17 protein-coding genes are annotated in these 19,533 nt (G+C 45.8%); 3 read left to right on the plus strand and 14 right to left on the minus strand.

Going from position 1 to position 19,533, the window contains the following annotated elements; genetic code table 11:
• Nucleotides 1–91 precede the first annotated feature (91 nt).
• The 10 genes from ACR42H_RS25380 to ACR42H_RS25425 form a co-directional block, all read right to left on the minus strand.
• Nucleotides 92–1,285, minus strand: a complete 1,194-nt coding sequence (locus tag ACR42H_RS25380) for a phosphopentomutase (protein ID WP_436374069.1) — start codon at nucleotides 1,283–1,285, stop codon at nucleotides 92–94.
• Nucleotides 1,286–1,287: 2 nt separating this feature from the next.
• Nucleotides 1,288–2,448, minus strand: a complete 1,161-nt coding sequence (locus ACR42H_RS25385; RefSeq protein WP_113882283.1) for a YhfX family PLP-dependent enzyme — start codon at nucleotides 2,446–2,448, stop codon at nucleotides 1,288–1,290.
• 27 nt (nucleotides 2,449–2,475) lie between these two features.
• Nucleotides 2,476–3,618 carry an aminotransferase class V-fold PLP-dependent enzyme gene (locus tag ACR42H_RS25390; RefSeq protein ID WP_113882284.1) on the minus strand — a complete coding sequence of 381 codons (1,143 nt, stop codon included), beginning with the start codon at nucleotides 3,616–3,618 and terminating at the stop codon, nucleotides 2,476–2,478.
• Nucleotides 3,618–4,535 carry a phosphotriesterase family protein gene (locus ACR42H_RS25395; protein WP_436374071.1) on the minus strand — a complete coding sequence of 306 codons (918 nt, stop codon included), beginning with the start codon at nucleotides 4,533–4,535 and terminating at the stop codon, nucleotides 3,618–3,620. The genes ACR42H_RS25390 and ACR42H_RS25395 overlap by 1 nt, the downstream gene beginning before the upstream one ends.
• Before the next feature lie 33 nt (nucleotides 4,536–4,568).
• On the minus strand, nucleotides 4,569–5,861 hold the full coding sequence (locus ACR42H_RS25400) for a YhfT family protein (protein WP_048007995.1): 1,293 nt from the start codon (nucleotides 5,859–5,861) through the stop codon (nucleotides 4,569–4,571).
• A 27-nt stretch (nucleotides 5,862–5,888) separates the two neighbouring features.
• A complete protein-coding gene (locus ACR42H_RS25405; protein ID WP_436374073.1) occupies nucleotides 5,889–6,248 on the minus strand; it encodes a DUF2620 domain-containing protein in 360 nt (119 codons plus the stop codon).
• Nucleotide 6,249: 1 nt separating this feature from the next.
• On the minus strand, nucleotides 6,250–6,624 hold the full coding sequence (locus ACR42H_RS25410; protein ID WP_436374075.1) for a PRD domain-containing protein: 375 nt from the start codon (nucleotides 6,622–6,624) through the stop codon (nucleotides 6,250–6,252).
• Between the two features lie 68 nt (nucleotides 6,625–6,692).
• The gene (yhfZ, locus tag ACR42H_RS25415; protein WP_436374077.1) at nucleotides 6,693–7,625 is read right to left on the minus strand and encodes a GntR family transcriptional regulator YhfZ; all 933 of its coding nucleotides are present in this window, start codon (nucleotides 7,623–7,625) and stop codon (nucleotides 6,693–6,695) included.
• Between the two features lie 460 nt (nucleotides 7,626–8,085).
• Nucleotides 8,086–8,892, minus strand: a complete 807-nt coding sequence (locus ACR42H_RS25420) for a YwqG family protein (RefSeq protein WP_436377081.1) — start codon at nucleotides 8,890–8,892, stop codon at nucleotides 8,086–8,088.
• Between the two features lie 303 nt (nucleotides 8,893–9,195).
• The gene (locus tag ACR42H_RS25425; RefSeq protein ID WP_436374079.1) at nucleotides 9,196–10,125 is read right to left on the minus strand and encodes a methyl-accepting chemotaxis protein; all 930 of its coding nucleotides are present in this window, start codon (nucleotides 10,123–10,125) and stop codon (nucleotides 9,196–9,198) included.
• Between the two features lie 284 nt (nucleotides 10,126–10,409).
• On the opposite strand from ACR42H_RS25425, the gene ACR42H_RS25430 reads away from it, so the two are divergent.
• Entirely contained in the window at nucleotides 10,410–11,936 is a 1,527-nt protein-coding gene (locus ACR42H_RS25430; protein WP_436377082.1) for an alpha/beta hydrolase, read from the plus strand.
• A 486-nt stretch (nucleotides 11,937–12,422) separates the two neighbouring features.
• Here the strand turns inward: ACR42H_RS25430 and ACR42H_RS25435 are convergent, their stop codons facing one another.
• Nucleotides 12,423–13,634, minus strand: a complete 1,212-nt coding sequence (locus tag ACR42H_RS25435; protein ID WP_436374081.1) for an MFS transporter — start codon at nucleotides 13,632–13,634, stop codon at nucleotides 12,423–12,425.
• 267 nt (nucleotides 13,635–13,901) lie between these two features.
• Here ACR42H_RS25435 and ACR42H_RS25440 point away from each other — a divergent pair, with 267 nt between their 5' ends.
• Nucleotides 13,902–15,521 (plus strand): SWIM zinc finger family protein, encoded by a 1,620-nt coding sequence (locus ACR42H_RS25440; protein ID WP_436374083.1) that lies wholly within the window; start codon nucleotides 13,902–13,904, stop codon nucleotides 15,519–15,521.
• Nucleotides 15,514–18,333: a DEAD/DEAH box helicase gene (locus ACR42H_RS25445; RefSeq protein ID WP_436374085.1), complete on the plus strand. Its 2,820-nt coding sequence runs from the start codon at nucleotides 15,514–15,516 to the stop codon at nucleotides 18,331–18,333. The genes ACR42H_RS25440 and ACR42H_RS25445 overlap by 8 nt, the downstream gene beginning before the upstream one ends.
• Before the next feature lie 7 nt (nucleotides 18,334–18,340).
• On the opposite strand, the gene ACR42H_RS25450 is transcribed toward ACR42H_RS25445, so the two are convergent.
• From ACR42H_RS25450 to ssb, 3 genes are all read right to left on the minus strand, one after another.
• A complete protein-coding gene (locus ACR42H_RS25450; protein ID WP_113882294.1) occupies nucleotides 18,341–18,727 on the minus strand; it encodes a hypothetical protein in 387 nt (128 codons plus the stop codon).
• A 239-nt stretch (nucleotides 18,728–18,966) separates the two neighbouring features.
• Nucleotides 18,967–19,149, minus strand: a complete 183-nt coding sequence (locus ACR42H_RS25455) for a hypothetical protein (protein WP_243856176.1) — start codon at nucleotides 19,147–19,149, stop codon at nucleotides 18,967–18,969.
• 5 nt (nucleotides 19,150–19,154) lie between these two features.
• The gene (gene ssb, locus ACR42H_RS25460) at nucleotides 19,155–19,523 is read right to left on the minus strand and encodes a single-stranded DNA-binding protein (protein WP_436374087.1); all 369 of its coding nucleotides are present in this window, start codon (nucleotides 19,521–19,523) and stop codon (nucleotides 19,155–19,157) included.
• Nucleotides 19,524–19,533: the final 10 nt, after the last annotated feature.

Here is a 19,533-nt window from a genome sequence, read left to right on the forward strand (position 1 = left end):
TGGATTATAACTTTTAACCCGGTAAAATAGTACTAGTAAAATCAGGAAATACACAAAAAATACTGAAACCTCTTTGGCTCCAGCATCTCTCTCAATCTATAATCATTTCCAAAAAACTCTCGCCTTCCTCAGTCGCAGGCAATCCAAAAAACTCGCTAAATGTCGCCCCAACGTCAGCCATCGAATGGCGTTTACCGATGTTAACCGGTTTTACCCGCTTCCCGGCAGCGAGTATTGGAACATATTCCCTCGTATGGTTGGAATGGCCGATGGTCGGGTCGTTGCCATGGTCGGCCATAATAATTATCAGATCCTCCTCTGCCATCTTGGGCAGGAATTCTGCAAGCCACTGGTCGGTTGTATTCAACAGTCTGGCATACCATTCGGCATCCTCAGCATGTCCGGCCAGATCTGTCTCCTGTACATTAACCAGAAACGCCGCGTCCTCTTTTTCTTCCAAATAAGACTTCTCTAAAACGCGCAAAACCTTTTCAGTATCCACAATCGGATCTGCAGGTCCTTCGCCATGCAGGACATCTGCCGTTTTGCCAATCCGATGGACTTTAAGGCCGTTCCGGGCAGCGATCATCGGAAATTGTCCGTCTATGTTTACGCCGTAGCCCATGTGATAAACTTCATAGCCTTTGCCGTACACCTTGGCCTTCGGGGCATCCACTCCCCATTGGCCGGGATTTTTTTCATGGACAACTGAGAGAATATGTTCAATGGTTGTATAGGGTCCTCCAAATGCAATGACACGGCTGGTGTCTACATTCTGGCGGACAATTTTTCCGACTTCCTTTAACTCAAAGAAAGGCATTTTATTAAAATCAGCGGTTAAATTAATGATGTTTCCTAATGAAGATTCAAGATTATCACCAATGACACAGGCACCGTTTACCAGCAGAACCGGCCGGTCTTCCCATGGGTATTCAACCTGGCACCCTGCTTCTGTTAATGCTTGTGCCAGATCTGGATGAATATCTTTCATCAACCTTTTATTTGAGCGCTTCGGGCAGCTTCCGGCAATTTCCTGATGCCCGAGGTACGTATCTGCCCCGTGATGGGCCAGTGCCGAGCAGCCGTAAGCATTGGCAGGGGCTGCCTTGCCATCGACAAGCGTTCCCAGCCCAAGCTTATATAGAGTTGGTATTTTTAAAAAGTCAACCGATTCCCGGATATGCTTATAGGTATTGGCCCTGCAGTCAGCAGGGCTGAACTCGCTGCAATCCTCCATCGCCCCGATGCCAAAGCTGTCTATCACCAGCAGAATTGCTTTTGCCATCCTTACCACTTCCTCTCAAAGTGAACCAGTTCCGGCTTTCCGCTTTGAATTCCCTTTACCAGGGCAATATGGGCCCTTGTGACGAACACCTGGGTGCGGAAAGAGAAAACGGCTGTATTGCCTTCAGAAATCTGAAAGCCATCAGGTTTCTCTATCGCACCATAGTAATCAATCGCTTCCGGAGCCGGTTCGATTGCTTTTATATACTGGTTTAATACTTCTTTTTCATCGCTTCCAACCAGGCACCCGGTTAAATGGGAGCGTCCGTAATAGCCGCCGCCAATAACGTAATAATGCTCCTGATCCTGGTGGGACACTTCCGTTACATATACAATGGCAGGTTTCTCGGGGAGATCCCGGTAAGCATGCAGCGGGGTAGTTCCGGTGAGGGCATGTCCTGGTTCTCCATGTGTTACTCCCTGTTCTGCCAGGAAGGGTATGGTTTCACAGCTGGTCGCACTTGGACCGTTTACCTGTTTTACTGTAATACCCTTTTTCTCCAGAACCTCTTTTGCCTTTAAAAGGGTTTTAAAGTTAGGCGTTGGCTCCATGCTTCTCCTGTCCTTGGATAGCTGAAAGTTCGGGAAGGTTGTGACGCCTGCGATATTAATCCCAGTAAGCCCAGCCAATTCCTTAAGCTTTCCATCCAACTCTTCCAATCGAAAGCCGCCCTCCTGTCCGGGATAAATCATATCGCCTTCTGCATACACCCTTAGAAGTACATCCTGCACCGTTCCTGATTGAACTGCCGCATCGGAAAGCTGTCTGGCACGTGCAAGGGAAAATAGGGTAATGACTTCCGGATTCCACGACAGCACTTCCGCCCACTGATTTTTCCCCGGCTGAACCAGGTGGCCGACATTTCCTATTTTAACGCCGCCTTCTGCCAATGTTTTGGCTTCGTCGAATTCAACAGCAACCGCCTTTTCGATGCCGTGTTCTGAAATAAACTGGCCTATATACGGAACCCTTCCAAGCTGCTTACTCATGAAATAAAGCGTAAAGTCATGATTTTTTGCCGTTTCTGCCAGAACTGCTGCATTCTCTCCGAGTATATCGAGGTCAATCACGTACGTATTCGGAGGTATTTGCCCGCTTTGGTGCAAGGTGACACCTGATTGAATAAGCTTAGGATTTCTGCGCTTTGTTACATCTAAAAACATTGAAGTTTCCCCCTTTATTTACGGGTATCAACGATGCTGCACTTCTTTTGCAAGAGGTATCACTTTTTCCAGAATTCCGATGATCGTGCCCGCTCCTGATTTCATCGGATTGATGCGCAGTCCATATTCCTTCAGTTCAGGCTGTGCTTCCAAAAAGCTGCCGGAAACGCGGTAAATCATCGGGATGATTTCATATTTTGATTCCGCCCCAACCGGATGAGTGGCCGCCCCATGCTCGTCACTTATGCTGATCACATTTTGGGCAATCGGTGCTTCAAGCTCTACAATGACATTTTTGGACTGGGCATTCGTCATGTAGGCGGCGCGAATCCCGTTCACAGCTCCTTCATTCAGACGGCGGCAGAGCTCTTCCACCTGCTCGTTCTGAATAGCCAGCGATACAGGTGCGAAGGTCATCATTCTTAAAAGCTCCATGGCTTCGTAGCCCTGAACCTGGCCGCCGCCCGAGTAGTTATAATGGTGCACCCGTTCGATGGCGTCTTTTTTGCCGGCAATGACAGCAATTCCTTCCGGCCCAAGAAGCTTGAACCCGGAAAAGGTTGAGTAATCCGCTCCTAATTCCACTCCAATTCCCTTTGTCTTCAATGCACAGTAATTGTCATCTACCACGATCGGAAGATCCGGGCGTTCTTCCTTCACGGCTTTGATGACTTCGGCCAATTGATAATGATCTGTGGGCTGCTGGCGTGCATGCTGAATATAGAAAACTTTAGGATTTTGATTACTTCTGATGGCAATTCTGACTTCCTCAAGATGGTTGTAATCTGCCTGGACTGTTTTAATGCCCAATATTCTTAACGTTTCCTTTGTCGTCGTATAAACAGGGGCCGTGTGAATGAACATTTCATCCCCAGCAGACAGAAGCATGCTTAGAATATTGCGGATCGCTCCTGTTCCGGCTCCCCTGACGAGGGCACAGTCTTCTGTTTCAAAGAAATCCGCCAGAACCCTTTCCACAAGATACGTCTGTTCCGGACGCTTATATGTTGGAGAAACACCAAGGTCTCCCATCGAGAGAAATTGCCTGCCTTTGAAATAGCGGCTCATTCTGTCTACCAATTTGAATTGTTTTTCCTGTGCTTCCTGTATCGATAAGCTTGGCAAAACTGAATTTGCGTACTTTAATTCAGCTCGGTTGTATGTGGACACTATGATCGCTCCCTTATAGAAAAAGCTCTGGATGGATTAACGGTCAGGAATTGATGAAGAATGCTTTCAGGAACTCCGGATTCTTTCAATGTTGGTATAAAGGTCTCCAGCACAAGTCCGTAGCCTGGGCCTCCGTGCTTCTTCCAATGCGACTTGCGGGTTAAGTCTGCTGATAGAAGAATTTGCTTTTCAAACCCGAGGCTTATGAAATCCAGGAGAAAAGCGGCTCTTTCTTCATCAGGACGGTAATTATTTTTTCCGATTGTATCAAAAGCGATATAGGCTCCTGTTTCCAAAACAGAGAGAACTTCGTCTTTATTCGGGTTGAGGTCCTGATGGCCGATGATGATCTGATCAGCAGGAAGGCCATGCTTCACCAGCAGCTGCACCTGTTCAAGCCCGAGTGTTCCGAGCGTTGTATGAGTGGTCACCGGAAGGCCGGTTTCAGCACCGGCAATAGCGGCACCAATTAGAAGCTCACGTTCAATCGGCTTCATTTCATTTTTGCTTGTGCCCACTTCCCCGATGACACCCGGGAGAATACCCGTTTCGGCAATCCCTTCCTTGGCTTCTTTTATAAAATGCTGTGCAAACTGCTCTGCTTTCCAGCCGTCTGCAAAATGGGGGATATAAGGATCTTTATAGAAGCCTGTGCAGGTAATAAGGTGAACCCCTGTTGCCTCGCTCAGCCTTTTTAGCACATGAGCATCCCGGCCCATGCCGTCATTTGTCACTTCAACCATTGCCCTTCCGCCGAGACGGTAAAAATCCTCCAGTTCCTCACGCATGCCCTGTTCATCATCCAGAATCGTATCCGGATCTTTTTTCACTCGCGAAAGATCAATGGAGAGATGCTCGTGAGCCGAGCAAATCCCCAATTCTTCCGGAGCAATTTCCCCAAGTACGGTTTGTATCATGGCAGTTCACTCCGTTCTCTTTATTTGGTTTCTTTATTGAGGAATGTTCATGATTCCAATTGCAACCAGGATATTGGCAATGATTCCGACCGCAATGGCACCTACAGGTCCTACCGCAATGCGGACAATTGGACGTCCCGCCGCTTCATTCAGCAAATAGAATCCTGCGATGAAGAAGAATCCGAACCCCGGTGCGATCGCATTGGCCGCGTTTGCTCCACCGATTAATAGTGCCACTTCCAGAAGCTTGGTCATCGCACTGCGGATATTTTCTCCGGAATTACGCACACCGGGATATTTATCAAGGAATCTCGCAATCGAGCTTAATAGCATAACTTCAATGAAAATAATAATGACACCGCCGATTAAGGCTACCCAAACATTCGGGGAGAAAAATCCGACGACGAAGATGAGCGTGAATCCGACCGGGCTGTATACGCCTGTTGCGATCGCTGTACTGGCTACAAGCGGAATAAAACCGAGCGCACGGGCAGCCGCTGCAATTCCTGCATCTGTTGCTTTGCCTTCCGCTAATAGATTTAGAGAAATCGGATCTCCCGCCATGATCCATAGATTCGTAGCAGCCGCAATAAGACCGCCAATTATCATAAAGAACACGACATTTTTTCTGATTTTAGCCACTTTATCACTGAATACTGCGGCAAGGTCGATGGAAGAGCCTTCCTCTGCCTTTTCCTTCATGGCAAATACTAGAAGGAAGATCATTCCTGTAATAAGGGCCATTCCTTCCTGGTTCAGTGTTACTGTGGTTCCTGAAATCGTAAGGACTCCGCTTTCATTCAGCCAGACAGCGAGCTGACGGATTAATGCTGAAACGATAAACGTTATGACCCCTTTTTTAACGCTGAACTGCATAGCAACCGCAAGCGCCGGGAATGCCATAAATGTTACGACAACCGGTGTTCCAACCGCTCCCATAGCTTCAAGGAAATTAAGCGGCAGATAATCGAACAGCTTCACAAAGCCTTCTAGTCCGATTAACAGCCCTGCTCCATAAGCACCGCCAATCACTGCCGCAAGCGGTGTTCCCCATTTATTTTTCGGTGTCAGCAAACCGATAATATCTGTTCCCAGCAGGATACTGTGTACGAGGATGATACTGGCCGAGAGTGTAAAAGGTATTCCAAATCCGATTACAAGGCCGAAACTCATCGCAAAGGCAGTGAAGGCAAGATCCCGTCTCGTCATCCGTCCCTCCACGTGTTCAGAGACAATTGGACGAAGCCCATCATTGAAAACCGCAATGTTCATATTGGCCAAAACAGCAGCAACGGCACCGATCAGGATAATTAACGTCATTTCCATTTCTATTTCCCCCTCAATTAAAATGGATTAGCTTTTATTCTTTAAAGCTTTGATAATCATAGGCACTGCGGTCTCTTTGTGGTCAGCTGTAAATCCAAACGCTTTCTTCCCTTCATTGACAGCGATTACAATTTTCTCCTCAACAGGCTTTTTTCCTGGCATGGAGACCGTCTCGCAATCAGGCTTGCCGAGAAGGGCAATCGCCATGGCTAAAGCACCGCCGCCTCCTGTGTGGCAGGCTCCTACATAATAATCTGCCTGTCCCGTCTTAACAGCCATCGCAGCCTCCAGATCCGACTTGACCATCGTCGTTATGCTGCTATCAATCTCTTTTATTAAGCTCTCAATCTCTTTTTTATCAACCTGTCCGCCAACTACAATTTTCATCTTAATTTCCTCCTTTGTTGATTTGCAGTACATTTGTGTAATGTATGAGCAGAAAATCGATTTCCTCTTGGGGGAGCTGATTCTTCCATTGCTGCTGTATATATCCGATTTCCTTCATGGCTATGGATGCTTCCGGTGACTGTTTGACTTCATCCAGCAAATTAGGATGGGGAGCCTCAACCTGCTCACCCTTTTCAATTCTCGTCAGAGCTGTCGGCAAATGGGTGAAAAGCATTTCAGCTCCATCTATGGCATTTTTTTTCAAGTGTGACTGCAAATGCATAAATGCTAGCGTGCTTATATCAGCTGCTTTGGTACTGACAACAGATGAGGCTAAAAGGATATCCATTCTTTCTTTCAATTGATTTAAATCCATATTTATATTCCCTCCAAAATACAGTATTTAGTATATTAATGCTGCTAAGAAACTAGAACTTCAGTTTCTTAATAGTGAGGATACTTTTTTCCTTCCTCCACCAGCCTTTGGGTCTCTTCCACTTTATTAAACTGGAGGATCTGGATTTGTTCCATGATATTTGTTCTTTCACTTTCTATGACAATAGCTGCTCTGGTTGCTTTTATGGCCAGTTCCTTTGCCTTCTTTGATTTAAAGTCAGAGGAGGCAAACGTTTTTAGTGCCCTCGCTTCATCAGCATTCCAAACCGCTGCATCAATACTGCCATTCTTCAGCATATTGAAAAGCTGCATATAGTCCACCTTTATCAGTTCAACCTGGTGCTTTTCACATTCAAGGAGGGTAATATTTGCCTGGTCGGCAGATGAATAGTCAATTCCAATTTTCATGCCATCAGTAATCTGGCTGTTTTTGCTATCTGAAAAAAAGACTTTATGGGAGGTTACATAGGTCTCCGGCCCAAGTGTATGGAGAATTTCCAGGCCCTCAAACTCCTGTACTGCCTCTTCTGCCGCCAGCTGGGACATGATCGCAAAATCGTAGCGCCGGGTTTTTAATGATTCGATCCGCCTTCTGGCTCCTCTCATATAAGCAAGGCCAGACTTCTTGTTGATTTCCTCAAACCCTTCAACAATACCAGTTGCCAATCCCTCATACTTGCGGGAATAAGGCAGCGGCATTACGCCCATCACTGGTCCGATGCCGGCAATCTCATACAGCAGGTTGATATCCCTCTTCTTCAGAAAGGTCCCAAGATGCCCTCTGGATTCAAGAGCTATGGCATGCAAATCCTCCAGCACTCTTAATGCACCCTGCACAGTTCCCCGGCCCAATGATAGCTTTTCTGTAAAATCACTTACCCGGGGGATTCTCTCTCCCTCTGAAAACTGAATGAGCTCCTTCGCAATAAACTTTGCTGCCAGTCCATTCTTTGAATATAAACTTTCCCAAATACGGCTCATATTGTAATACCTCTTTACCTTTGATCAATATACGAAAAACTGTATATTATAAGTGTAGCGGTTATTTTTTATTAATTCAAGAGTTTTCTAACTTTTTCGCAATTTAATATTGCTAATTTCTTTTACTCTTCTTAGGCAGGGGTTTTCGCTTGTCAATGAGTCTGTTGATTTCCACCGCGGACACATGTCTCCCCGAGAGGGCATTGAAAAGCAACCATCTTTATTTTTCTATTAGTTTCCTGAGCTTCTTCTGTTCGAAGGGGCTTCTAGTTCGGACTCAACCTCTCGGATTTCTGCTTCTTCTGTCCGAAGGAGCTTCTAGTTCGGACTCAACCTCTCGGATTTCTGCTTCTCCTGTCCGAAGAAGCTTCAGGTTCGGACTCGACCGCTCAGGTTATCCTTTTTCTGTCCAAATGCGAACCCCTTCATTCAGTTATCTCCTCTAATTGGAATTGGTACTTTAGCAGCAATCCCAATTATAAAGAACATCTGTAAAATTCATCTTCCGCAAATCCTCTTCCTTAATAAAGAAGTTGGCAACACCGCTGTCCCCAAACATCAGCTCAATATCATCGTCCGTATCCGCCTGGAACAGCAAAATCGTATAATCACCTGTTGGGTCACCTTTTTCTCTAGGGTCCTGCTGGGTGAAGTAGGGATAGCCGCCCATTTTATGGCCCTCAGCACCTAATTCCTCGAAGTAAAGCTCATGTAAATCCTCATAGTCTGGATGATCGATGGTTTCAAATAAGTCAATATTGACCAAGTCCTCAAATCGAAAATCATCAGCAGGTACAGGAGCGATCTTAAGGCTGAAAATCATCTTTGCTTCCTGCACTATCGGATCAAATTCATCACCTAAGTCAGGCATATACGAAAAATCTGTCACAAGATCTGACTCATCTTTCACGCCATTTGGATGATAAACAACCCGGAAATTCTTTTGAGCAGCCGGGTTATCAAAATCAAGTCCGTACATATCATCAACCGGCGAGAAATAGAATTGAAGAATTCCGCTCTCAGGCATCGGCTCAATGTGAGGTACTTCTTCAAAATTGATTTGCGCAAATAGATTCATATAATTTCCCTGCTCATCCTTTGGGTGTTCGCTCGTTTTTGGAAGGTAGGGCTTTCCTCCGAACTTGCTTTCAAAAAGTGTGGTCTCCCCTCTTTCTGCATGTATGCTGACAAACGGTTTAGCTGTTTTTTCTAATTCACTCCGATATTTTTCAAATTCCTTAGGCAGCTTTAAAGTTTGATTTCCCATGCTATTTTCCTCCCGTTTCTCTTTATCGATAAATTCGTCCAAAAATACGGCTATGTATTGCTCTAAATCCGTTGTTATTTCTTGTGAGATTGATCCAGAAGCTCCCCGAACAATTTGCTTCCAGGGATTTTTTTCAATACTAAGAATCTGAGCCTTTAACTCTGAAGTGAATGTCTTATGGAGATATTTCATAAAATTATCTCCTCTCTCCAAAAATAAACAGGATATATGTAAATTCGCCAGCCTCATTCATTCTTCCTATCTGCAGAAAAAAAGAGCTGCTATAAAGCAGCCCGCATTTTTCTATAAAATACTCTTAAAACCCTTCGCCTGTTCATCCAGCTTTATTGCAGCTTCCCCGATATCTTTAAATGCGGATACAGCCTGCTCATTAAGAACCTGGTTTTCAGTTATGCCTGACTGTGATTGCAGAGTTGCGTCACTAATTTTGTTGATTTCATCTGATATTCCTTCGATGTGGGCATTGACTTCCTGGATGGAGTCCTGCACCCGGTTTGCGAGCTTTCGCACTTCTCCGGCAACGACGTTGAAGCCTCTGCCATGTTCGCCGGCACGTGCTGCTTCAATGGCTGCATTTAAGGCCAGGAGGTTCGTTTGGGCCGCTATTTCACGGATTGTTTTTACGATGCTGCCGATGGATTGTGCCTGTGATTTAAGAGAATGGAGGATTTCCAGGTTCCCTTTGGACTCGTGAACGAGCCTGGCTATTGCCTGCGCTGCCTCTTCGCTTCTTTCAATTCCAGCTTTTGCTTTTTCACTAAGGGCTTCTGACATTGCCTGAAGCTGGAATGCTACCTGCGCTGTATTCGTTTCCCTTTCTGTAATATCCGTAGCAACCTTTACAACACCTTCTACTCTGCCATCATTCCCAAATACCGGTGTGTATGTCGCCTCGAGCCAGATAAGATCTCCTTGCTTGGTCACACGCTGAATCTTTTCCTGAAAGCTTTTGCCATTGCGCAGATTACTCCAAAGCTCCTGATATTCCCTGCTGGCGGCAAGTTCAGGGGTGCAAAATTGCTTATGCATCATATTTGGCATTTCTTCTGCCCGATATTTGACAGTGCGGGCAAAATTCTCATTTGCCCACAGCACTTTCCCGTTCCCATCAAATTCAATCATGGCCAGAGAATTTTCAATTGCAGCCAAGACAGCTTCTTTTTCAAGAACCTGTGTGCTTTTAAAATGACTCGGCTTATATGTTGTAAGCATGCTCTTCCTCTTTTCAAAAAAAGTTTGTCAGAACAAATCCCTACAAGAAGACTGATCCCATGTAAGTGCTGGCCGGTTGCGCTACTAGCTTGAATTCTCATTGCTTCCAACCTGTTCCGCATATAAGACTATAGTACTAGCAGCGGTCAGGCATCACAATTTTCAATGCGCGCCTGCTTTTTATACTGAAAATTCAAATAAATTAATCACTAAGACCCATGATTCCCATAATTAGTAAAAGTAGAATAGAACTGTAAGAGATTTTGCAGAAGGGATGGATTTATCTGAAAAATAAGCTAATCGCATTATCACTGGCATCTGCTTTAAGCTTTTCACTTGCTCCTGAAAGAAGTTTTGCCGAGCAAACCTATGCGGAAAACCAGGCTATAATACCCGGTGCGCATACAGTAACTGAACAATACTTTGACGGTGTGGACAACAACTGGCTGACCACCAAGAATCCCCGCCAATATCAGCAGGCGACCCTTTACGGCAACATTGGTCTTGCCCCTTATCTTTGGGGAAATGCCGCGGAAGGAACTGGATGGCATCAAATGTACAAGCCTTCTTCTGTCACGGGAACACAGGTAAATGGTATTTTTGAAGATGCCCAGTTTGTCATAAGGGTTCCGGATCACTGGAATGGCCGGCTTGTTGTTTCGGGAATTCCGGCTACACGAAATGAAACGTCAACCGACCTGCTTTTCAGCGATTATGTCCTGGAAAAAGGATATGCTTTTGCAGCAATTGATAAAGGCACCCAGGGTGAGGCTGATACTGCTGATCCATTTGCAAAAGTAAAGAATGCCTTAGCCGATGAGGATGATAGTGTTGCAGAATGGCATCAGCGGTTCCGGCAGGTTACGAAAGCCGCACAGCAGTACTTAGTTAGCCACTATTCCGAAGGGCTGATTGATCCGGCTGACTCTTCCGACCCGGCGAGCGATTTAGTATCGTCAGAGCATAAGATTCCTACATATGCAATGGGAATTTCCAATGGCGGATACGTCGTTCGTTATGCACTTGAAAATGATCATCCGGAGAAAACTGGCGAACCTCGGCTTTTTGATGGAGGAGTCGATTGGGAAGGCGTGTTATGGACAGAGAAAAAGCCTAATTTAATCAGTTCGCTGACCACCGTTGTGAATCATGTGGAGGAAGCTTTGTATGGAAGCGGCAAAATACAGCAGAAAGCGATGAAAGAGCTTTACAAAGCAGGATTGCCTAAAGGATCGGAAAAGTTGTGGGCCTATCATGATCAGGTATATTGGTTTATCTCCCTGAATATCTATCGGGACCACTTTGATCCGGAAGCCCCAGGCCGTACTCAATGGAGCAATTACCTGAACTTTGTTAATGGCGTGAGAGACCGATCCTATGATTCTATCTTTGAAGATTATAAGTATGTGACCCGTCCAAAAGAAGTGAAAGAAAATATTAAGGAAGTGGCCAATACTGGAGATATAGATGTGCCGCTCATCTCTTTCACCGGTTCCCTTGATTCGCTGATATTCCCTGATATTCATGCAAAGGGATATCAAAAGCTTGTCCAGAAAGCCGGAAAGCAGGATCTGCACCGAATGTATACCATTGAAAACGGCAACCATGTTGACAGCCTTGTCTGGAACAGCTCCACCGATCCTGATAAAGAACTTCAGCCTTTGCTGCCTTACGCTCACCAGTCATTCGACTTGCTTGTCGACTGGGTGGAAAACGGAAATGCTGCTCCTGAGAGCCAAACGGTCAATGCTCCGGAGAACCCGGTTAAGGTTATTGATCTGAAAACAGGGCAGGAACGGGATCCCCGTTAGGTTGAGGCAGGAGTGTTGGTCTGCAGTCTTAAAGGCGGCTATCCGCAAGTAAAAATTTCTATCCGCACGTAAATTGTCGTCATAAGCACAGAAAAAATTTTATCCGCAAGTTAATTGAGGCTATCCGCACATAAACTGATTTTAGTGATCATGAAAGCATCCCAGTGCTGTTTTTATGGAAAAAATATGCCCCAATCGTTATGGATTGGGGTTTTTAGACTTCCTATTAATTGTTTTTTAGTAAATGAGCGGATAAATTGTTGATAAAGCTACCTTGCATTCGGACTTTAATAAGGAAACTTCTGCTCTGCACAAAGCTGACAAGAGTTCGGACTCCAACTGGATTATTCCTACTCGCACTGTCCGAAGGTGACACAGGTTCGGACTCCAACTGACTAATTTCTACCCGACTTATCCCAAGATGACACGGATTCGGTCTCCAATTAAAAAATTCCCGCTCAGCCTGTCCGAAGCTCCTCTATTATATCAGCGATGAACCTTCCTGCTCCCCGCCATCAGCCACACCACAACAGGAAGCAGACCAAAGGAAACCACCGTAATCCCCGTCCAGCCCCCAGTCTGCCATACCAGGCCGGCGAGTGTTCCTCCGGTTGCGACTCCAAGGTAATAGCTTACGAGATAGATGCTCGAGGCACCGGCTTTGTGATGGGCAGCGCGCTCATTTACAATAGCCGCCATCAGTGAATGCGCCACAAAGAATCCCAGACAGGTCAGGCATAGACCTATTACAATTACTGATAAAGAGTGAACATTGGTAAGCAGGGTCCCTCCTATTAAAATGATTGTTCCAACCGAGACCAGTGTAGTTTGCCTAAAATGTGCAGACAGTCTTCCGCCCAGGATGGAGCCAACTATACCGAAGCTGTACGCCAGGTAGGTAAAAGAAATATTTTTTACAGAAAGATGAAAAGGGTCCTGTTCGAGGTAAAAAGGCAGGTACGTCCATACTCCTGTAAACGAGAACTGGAGGAGGATTCCCATCGCGAACGCAGGGAAAAGTTCCGTGTTTTTCAGATGTGAGCCCATACCTGATAAGTCTTTTTGAACAGATATTTTACTGGGCTTAAAATAATGAGATTTTGGCAGAGCCATAAAATAAATGATGAATAACAGAATGGAGAACCCCAATAGGAAGTAAACAGAAGTCTGCCAGCTGGCCATATCAGCAATATACCCGACGAAGATGCGGCCGGCCATTCCGCCAATGGCATTGGCTGCAATATACATGGTGATGCCGAGACTGACGCTTCTAGAATCCAATTCCTCGCCCAAATATGCGATGGCAGCGGCAGGCAGTCCCGCTATACAAATCCCCTGAAGGAAACGCAGTACCAGAAACGTTTCAAAATTAGGCGCAACGGGCAATAGCACTAGCGGAATAATAGTGCAGACAAGCGTAATATTCATTATCGAAACCCGCCCGATTCGATCAGATAGAAACCCGAAGAATAACAATCCGAAAATCATAGAAACCACAGCAGCAGACAGTGATAAACCGGCTGTTGCCGATGTGATGTCAAATGATTTCACGAGCAGCGGCATAATCGGCTGCACAAAGTATAAATTAGCAAATACTAAAATGGATGCACTCGTCATCGCAATCATAATTTTTTTGAAGCCGGCATCAGGCAGCGAATATTTATCAGGTTCCTGTTGTCTTGCATTTACAGCAGTCATGTTCCCACCCAGTTCCTTTAAAGCATTAAATCCATCATACCATTTTATTTCAAAGGAATCGAAAATTCCGACAATGTTTTTCCCACACGATTCCCATTAAGAACTTCCCTCAACTATTTTTGAAACAGCTCGCACCTTCATTCCAACTGCCCTAAATGTTATAATATAGGAATGTACTTTGGAACGTGGGGACTGGCTGGTTGTCCCCTACGGAACGCTGGGACAAGGAACCTGTTCCTTTGTCCCACCAAACAAGGGGGTTGAAGGATGATTCCGGAGCGGTTTTTGGAGCCTTTAGAGTTTGCAGCGAATGAGCTGAAGGGATTGCTGCGGGCTGAGAATGAGGAAGATGCGCGCCTGGTGCAGAAGGGGCTGATGCTTTTTCGGCAGGGGCTTGTGTATCAGCTTCGCTTTGAAGATGATAAGGTTTTGGCAACAGTCCAGGATGTGACTCCCGCAAAGGTTGAACTTAATCTTGAGTTCATTCATTTGAGCGAGTGTTCCTGTCCGGCTGAAGGTTTTTGCCGCCATCAGACTGCTGTATTTCTGCAGCTTCTCTCTAAAGCCAGGAGTGTGTCCATGTGGATTGAAGAGTGGAGGAAGCCGATAAAGGAAAAGCAGACAGCCAAGAATTGGGGGCTTCAAAGAGCGAAGGATCTTTTGAAATCCTCCGGTCAGCTGAAGACGGGTTATGACGGCTGGGTTGCCGGATTCGAGGAAAGCTTTACCGAGCTGCTGGAAAAACAAGGAGAGCCTCGTCCCTATGTACTCCCTGAGCTTTTCCATGTTTATCTGCGCCGCATGAAAGCGGGAGCACCGGTTGAACAGGAATGGAAGCTGCTGTATCTGCTTATCGGCTATGTCTTTTCTTTTAAAAAGCTGATGGCGCTAAGCAAGAAGTACGGCCATGGCGAAGAGTTGATTGACCGTTATTACCGCCATCTCTATCAGTCCCTGATGGAAGATTCCGTTGAGATAATGAACAAACTGTCGGTGCACTCTCTTCCCTTCGCTTTCGATCAATATATTGAAAAGCTGAAAGATGATTCCGCCGGGCTGATCACCGGTTCTTTTGGCTTGGATTATGAGCGGGCCCATTTATACCGGCTGTTATGGACACATTTTTTCAAAAAGAAAGAATGGCGTGAAGCGGAGATCCAGAAGCTGGAATCCTCCATCAAAGAGGAATCGCCTATTCTTCCGTCTGTGGCAGGCTATGTGCACCTTCATATCCTTGAACGCAATGATGAACAGGCACTCAGTGTTTTAAATGTGCCAAATCACTTAATGACTCCTTACATGCTTTACTGGATCGATTATTTTTCGGCCAATAAGGACTGGAACCGGATGGGTCCTTATGCAGAAGCATTTATCCATAAATTACGCGATTATTTGAAACAATCTGATGACTATTATGCCTGCATGGATTTTACCAGGATGGCCATCAAGGCTATTTCTCCTTATTGCCTGGAATGCAGCAAAATGGATTTATACGAGAAAGCATTGATGGAAACTCTGCCGTACAGCTACAGCGACTATGAATACCTGCTTTTTGAAAAAGGCGAATTCATAAAATGGGCAGATCTGCAGGCGTTTATTGGCTTTGATATTGAATCTTTAGGCAAGGACCGGATCAGGGAAATCAGCAAAAAGGAACCCTCCATCCTCCTGCCGCTCTATCATCAGGCCATCACTGCCCATATCAATATGAAAAACAGGGATCATTACCGCGAGGCTGTACGGAAAATGAAAAAGCTTCGCACACTGTACAACAAGCTGAAACGCCAGGAAGACTGGCTGCTTTTTCTTGAATTGCTTCTTGAAAAAACGAAACGTCTCCGCGCCTTTCAGGAAGAATGCAAAAGGGGTAAGCTAATCGATGCTTAAAACGAGATTTCTCCATGTGAAAGTGAAACCAATAAAGAATGACCGCTACCTGATTTTTGCCGTCAACGAAGAAGGCCGCCTCCTGTCTCCAAAAGAATGGATGCCGCTTCTTTTTAACCATCACAGAGAAAGTTTTTTTGGAACCATGCTTGATGCTGTTGATGTGGACGGGATTAAAGGGATCTCTGTAAGCGGCTGGCAGCTCGTTACCCTGTTTGCGGCTGAGCAGTTCAACCGTTTGATTGATTGGAGCTGGGATGAAACTGCCGAAATTCTGCTGGCTTCCTCTCATGCTCTTTACGATTCGATCGTGGAAAAAGAATGGATGCCGGATTTTGCCGCCTGGGAACAGGATCAATTCCGCTGGGCACTGCCAGAAAGCGTGGTTGCCGAATTCGGCACAAACTTTTGGGACCAGACTGTAGAAGGTTCTCCTGTCAGGGAGTTTATCGGAGATTTATTTCACCGCTCCCTTGATGGCTATATGAATCAGAATCAGGAAGCGAAAGCGCAGTTCGGTGAAAAGCTTGAAGCATTGCGGAGTGAGCACCTCTCACCAAGAGATCTTGCTGCTTATTTTGATGAAGAAAGCTGGCAGGAATGGATCGGGGTCAAAGCAAATGAAGCTCCTTTTTCGATTGGACTAAAGCTGGAAGAGCCCGGGGATATTGATTCAAGCTGGGATCTGGCGATTTTCCTCCGCGGAAAACATAATTCTGATGTCTTTGTTGACTTCAAGGACTATTCGAATTATCCCCACGACTGGCATGATTTTGAAGATTCTATTGACAAAGAGATCGAACGCTGGCTTGAGCTATTCCCATGGCTTGAAGGCAAGCCTGGGATGATCTCCACTTCACTGACTGAAGACGAAGCCTGGACTTTTCTCACTGAAGCGAGCGAAACCCTGCTTGCACTTGGCGTGGAAATCCTCCTTCCTTCGTGGTGGCAGGCTATGAAAAACGCAAGCCTAAAGGTCAAAGCGAAAGTGAAGGGAACCGGCAGCCACCGTCCTTCGTTTGTCGGCCTGCAGTCCATGCTTGATTATGATTGGCGCTTCAGCATGAACGGCGTCGATTTAACCGAGGATGAATTCCGGGGCATGGTTGAGGAAAAAAGACGGCTTGTCTACATTCGCGGCCGCTGGATCAAGCTGGATCCCCATTTTGTCCGCCATATTCAGGATTTAATGAAGAAAGCGGAAAAAGAAGGATTGCATGTCCGCGACCTGATAGAACAGGAGCTTATGGCTGACGAGAGCACGCAGGAAGACGAGCTGGATAATCCTAAGGCTTTTGCCCGCATTCAGATTGAGCTTAACCGCCAGTGGAAACAGATGGTGAAGCAGCTGCGCGATATCAAAAGTCTTCCGCTTGAAGAGGTCCCTGCAAGCTTCAAGGGTGATCTCCGCCCTTATCAGAAGCTCGGCATGAGCTGGCTGCTGTTTCTTCGCCGATATGGCTTTGGCGCCATTCTGGCAGATGATATGGGGCTTGGAAAAACGATTCAGCTGATCTCTTATCTTTTAAAGGTAAAGAAAGACGAAGACAGCGGCCCATCACTTATCGTCTGCCCTACATCTGTCCTCGGCAACTGGCAGAAGGAAATCGAGCGCTTTGCACCTGGCATGAGCGTTTATCTCCATTACGGTTCAAACCGCCTGAAGGGCGAAAGCTTTTCTGAAAAAGTAATGGAGTCTGATATTGTGCTGACCTCCTATGGATTAACCCATATGGATCTGGAGGATTTTGATACCATCGAGTGGAGCTCCATTTCGATTGATGAAGCCCAAAATATTAAAAATGCCCAGACAAAGCAATCGCGGGCTGTCCGAAAGTTAAAGGGCAAGCACCATATTGCCCTCACCGGCACGCCCATGGAAAATCGGCTAACCGAGCTCTGGTCCATTTTTGACTTTACCAACCACGGCTATCTCGGCAGTCTCGGGCAGTTTCAGAAGCGCTATGTACTGCCGATTGAGAAGGATGATGACAAGGATAAAGTCAGGCAGCTGCAGGCATATATCCGTCCCTTCCTGCTCCGCCGCACGAAGAAGGATGAGGATGTGGCCCTAAACCTGCCTGATAAGCTTGAGCAGAAGGAATATTGTCCTCTTACTGCTGAGCAGGCTTCACTATACGAGCAGCTTGTCCAGGATACATTCGCACAGATCGAAAAGCTGTCCGGGTTTGAGCGCAAAGGTCTGATTCTGCAGTTATTAAGCCGATTAAAGCAGCTGTGCAACCATCCGGCCCTTTATTTAAAAGAGGAAAAGCCTAAGAATGCCCTTGAACGTTCTGTAAAGCTTGAAAAATTAAGCGAGCTTGTCGGTGCTGTACATGAGCAGGGAGAAAGCTGCCTGATTTTTACCCAGTATATTGAAATGGGGAACATGATCGCCCGCTTGCTGAAAAAACAATTCGGATTCGATGTGCCGTTTTTAAACGGCAGCGTGCCAAAGCAGGAACGGGATCATATGATCAGCCGTTTTCAAAATCACGAATTCCCGGTTTTCCTGCTGTCGCTTAAAGCTGGCGGAACCGGTTTGAATCTGACGGCAGCAAACCATGTCATCCATTATGACCGCTGGTGGAATCCCGCCGTCGAAAACCAGGCAACCGACCGCGCATACCGGATTGGGCAAAAGCGCTTTGTTCATGTCCATAAAATGATTGCCACTGGGACACTCGAAGAGAAGATTGATGCCATGCTCGAAAAAAAGCAGTCCCTTAATGATCAAATTATTACGAGCGAGAATTGGATTACCGAGCTTTCAACAGATGAGCTGAGAGATCTGGTTCACCTGACATAAATTTTGTTCAGTCTTCAAGTCCTTGATATGCATAAAGGCTTGAAGGCTTTTTTTTTATTTTCGCATATTCAGGCTTGTTAGGCTTTTGCGTCAGAAAAGTTACTTTGCTGCCTTCTTTTATAATAAAACAGGATAGCAGCTGGTATGTAGGGCTCTTGTCCCCGGCGTTTATTGCCACCTGGCCGAATAAGAAGTTGAATTTGTAGTGAAGAAACATTTCCTTATCGTTGAATGTGAGTGAAGTATGGCTTCTAAGAGGAATTCTATGATAGGATTTACTACTCTGTAGCTGGATAAGCTGAAGTGCATCAAAGAAGCTTGGCTGATGATTGGTGTTTAATCTTTTATTTGCTGTTTGAAAATACAGGTACCCGGTTTCATCTCCTTTATCCACTAAATTGCACCTCCTCTTTATTATTTTCAAAAAATATATTCGACACATTCCGTGAAAATCCTCCCTGATTCTTAATGCCTAAATGCAATATTTATTTTTCACAAACAGCTTTATCACCATTTAAAGTTAGAAATAACCCGGCACACGAGTACCGGGTTTCAAATTTAGGGGAAGTACTGGGGATATGATTGATTCTCTATAGGGAAGGAAAATATGTGGAGAGCTGATTGGGGGAGCCGTCAGTTCATGATGGTTAATCGTCCAGGTTTCTCCCGGGCTCCATTTTGCATAGCAGTTTCACGAATGAAGGATTCAAGCTGGAGAACCCGTTTATTCAGGTCATCGACTCTTTGGTTCGATTTACCGAGCATCTTTATGAGGCTTTCGAGCATATACTCCAATGCCTTTTCTCTTTCAGACACTTCCTTCAAAATGGCAGTTCCTCCTTGGTCACGGTCACCGGGAATTCCTCTGTCTTCTTCCGGTCAAGAAAGCGGACCGATTCCGCTACCACCTCTGTTACATAAATGCGTTTCTTTTCCTGATTATCATAATGCCTCGTCTGAATTCTCCCGGTTATCCCAATCAAGGTGCCCTTCCGGCAATACTGGGATGTATTTTCCGCCGTTTTCTTCCATAAGGTACACTGTACAAAATCCGCATCGATATCACCCTTCTGGTTGCGGTATTGGCGGCTTACTGCCAGCGTCACATTTGTCACAGGAATTCCTTCCTGTGTCCGTTTCAGCTCAGGATCCCTTGTCAGTCTTCCAACCAGGGTCACTTGATTAATCATAGGTTTTCAT

Source organism: Cytobacillus sp. BC1816, from assembly GCF_051353635.1.
Lineage (GTDB): Bacteria > Bacillota > Bacilli > Bacillales > Cytobacillaceae > Cytobacillus > Cytobacillus oceanisediminis_C.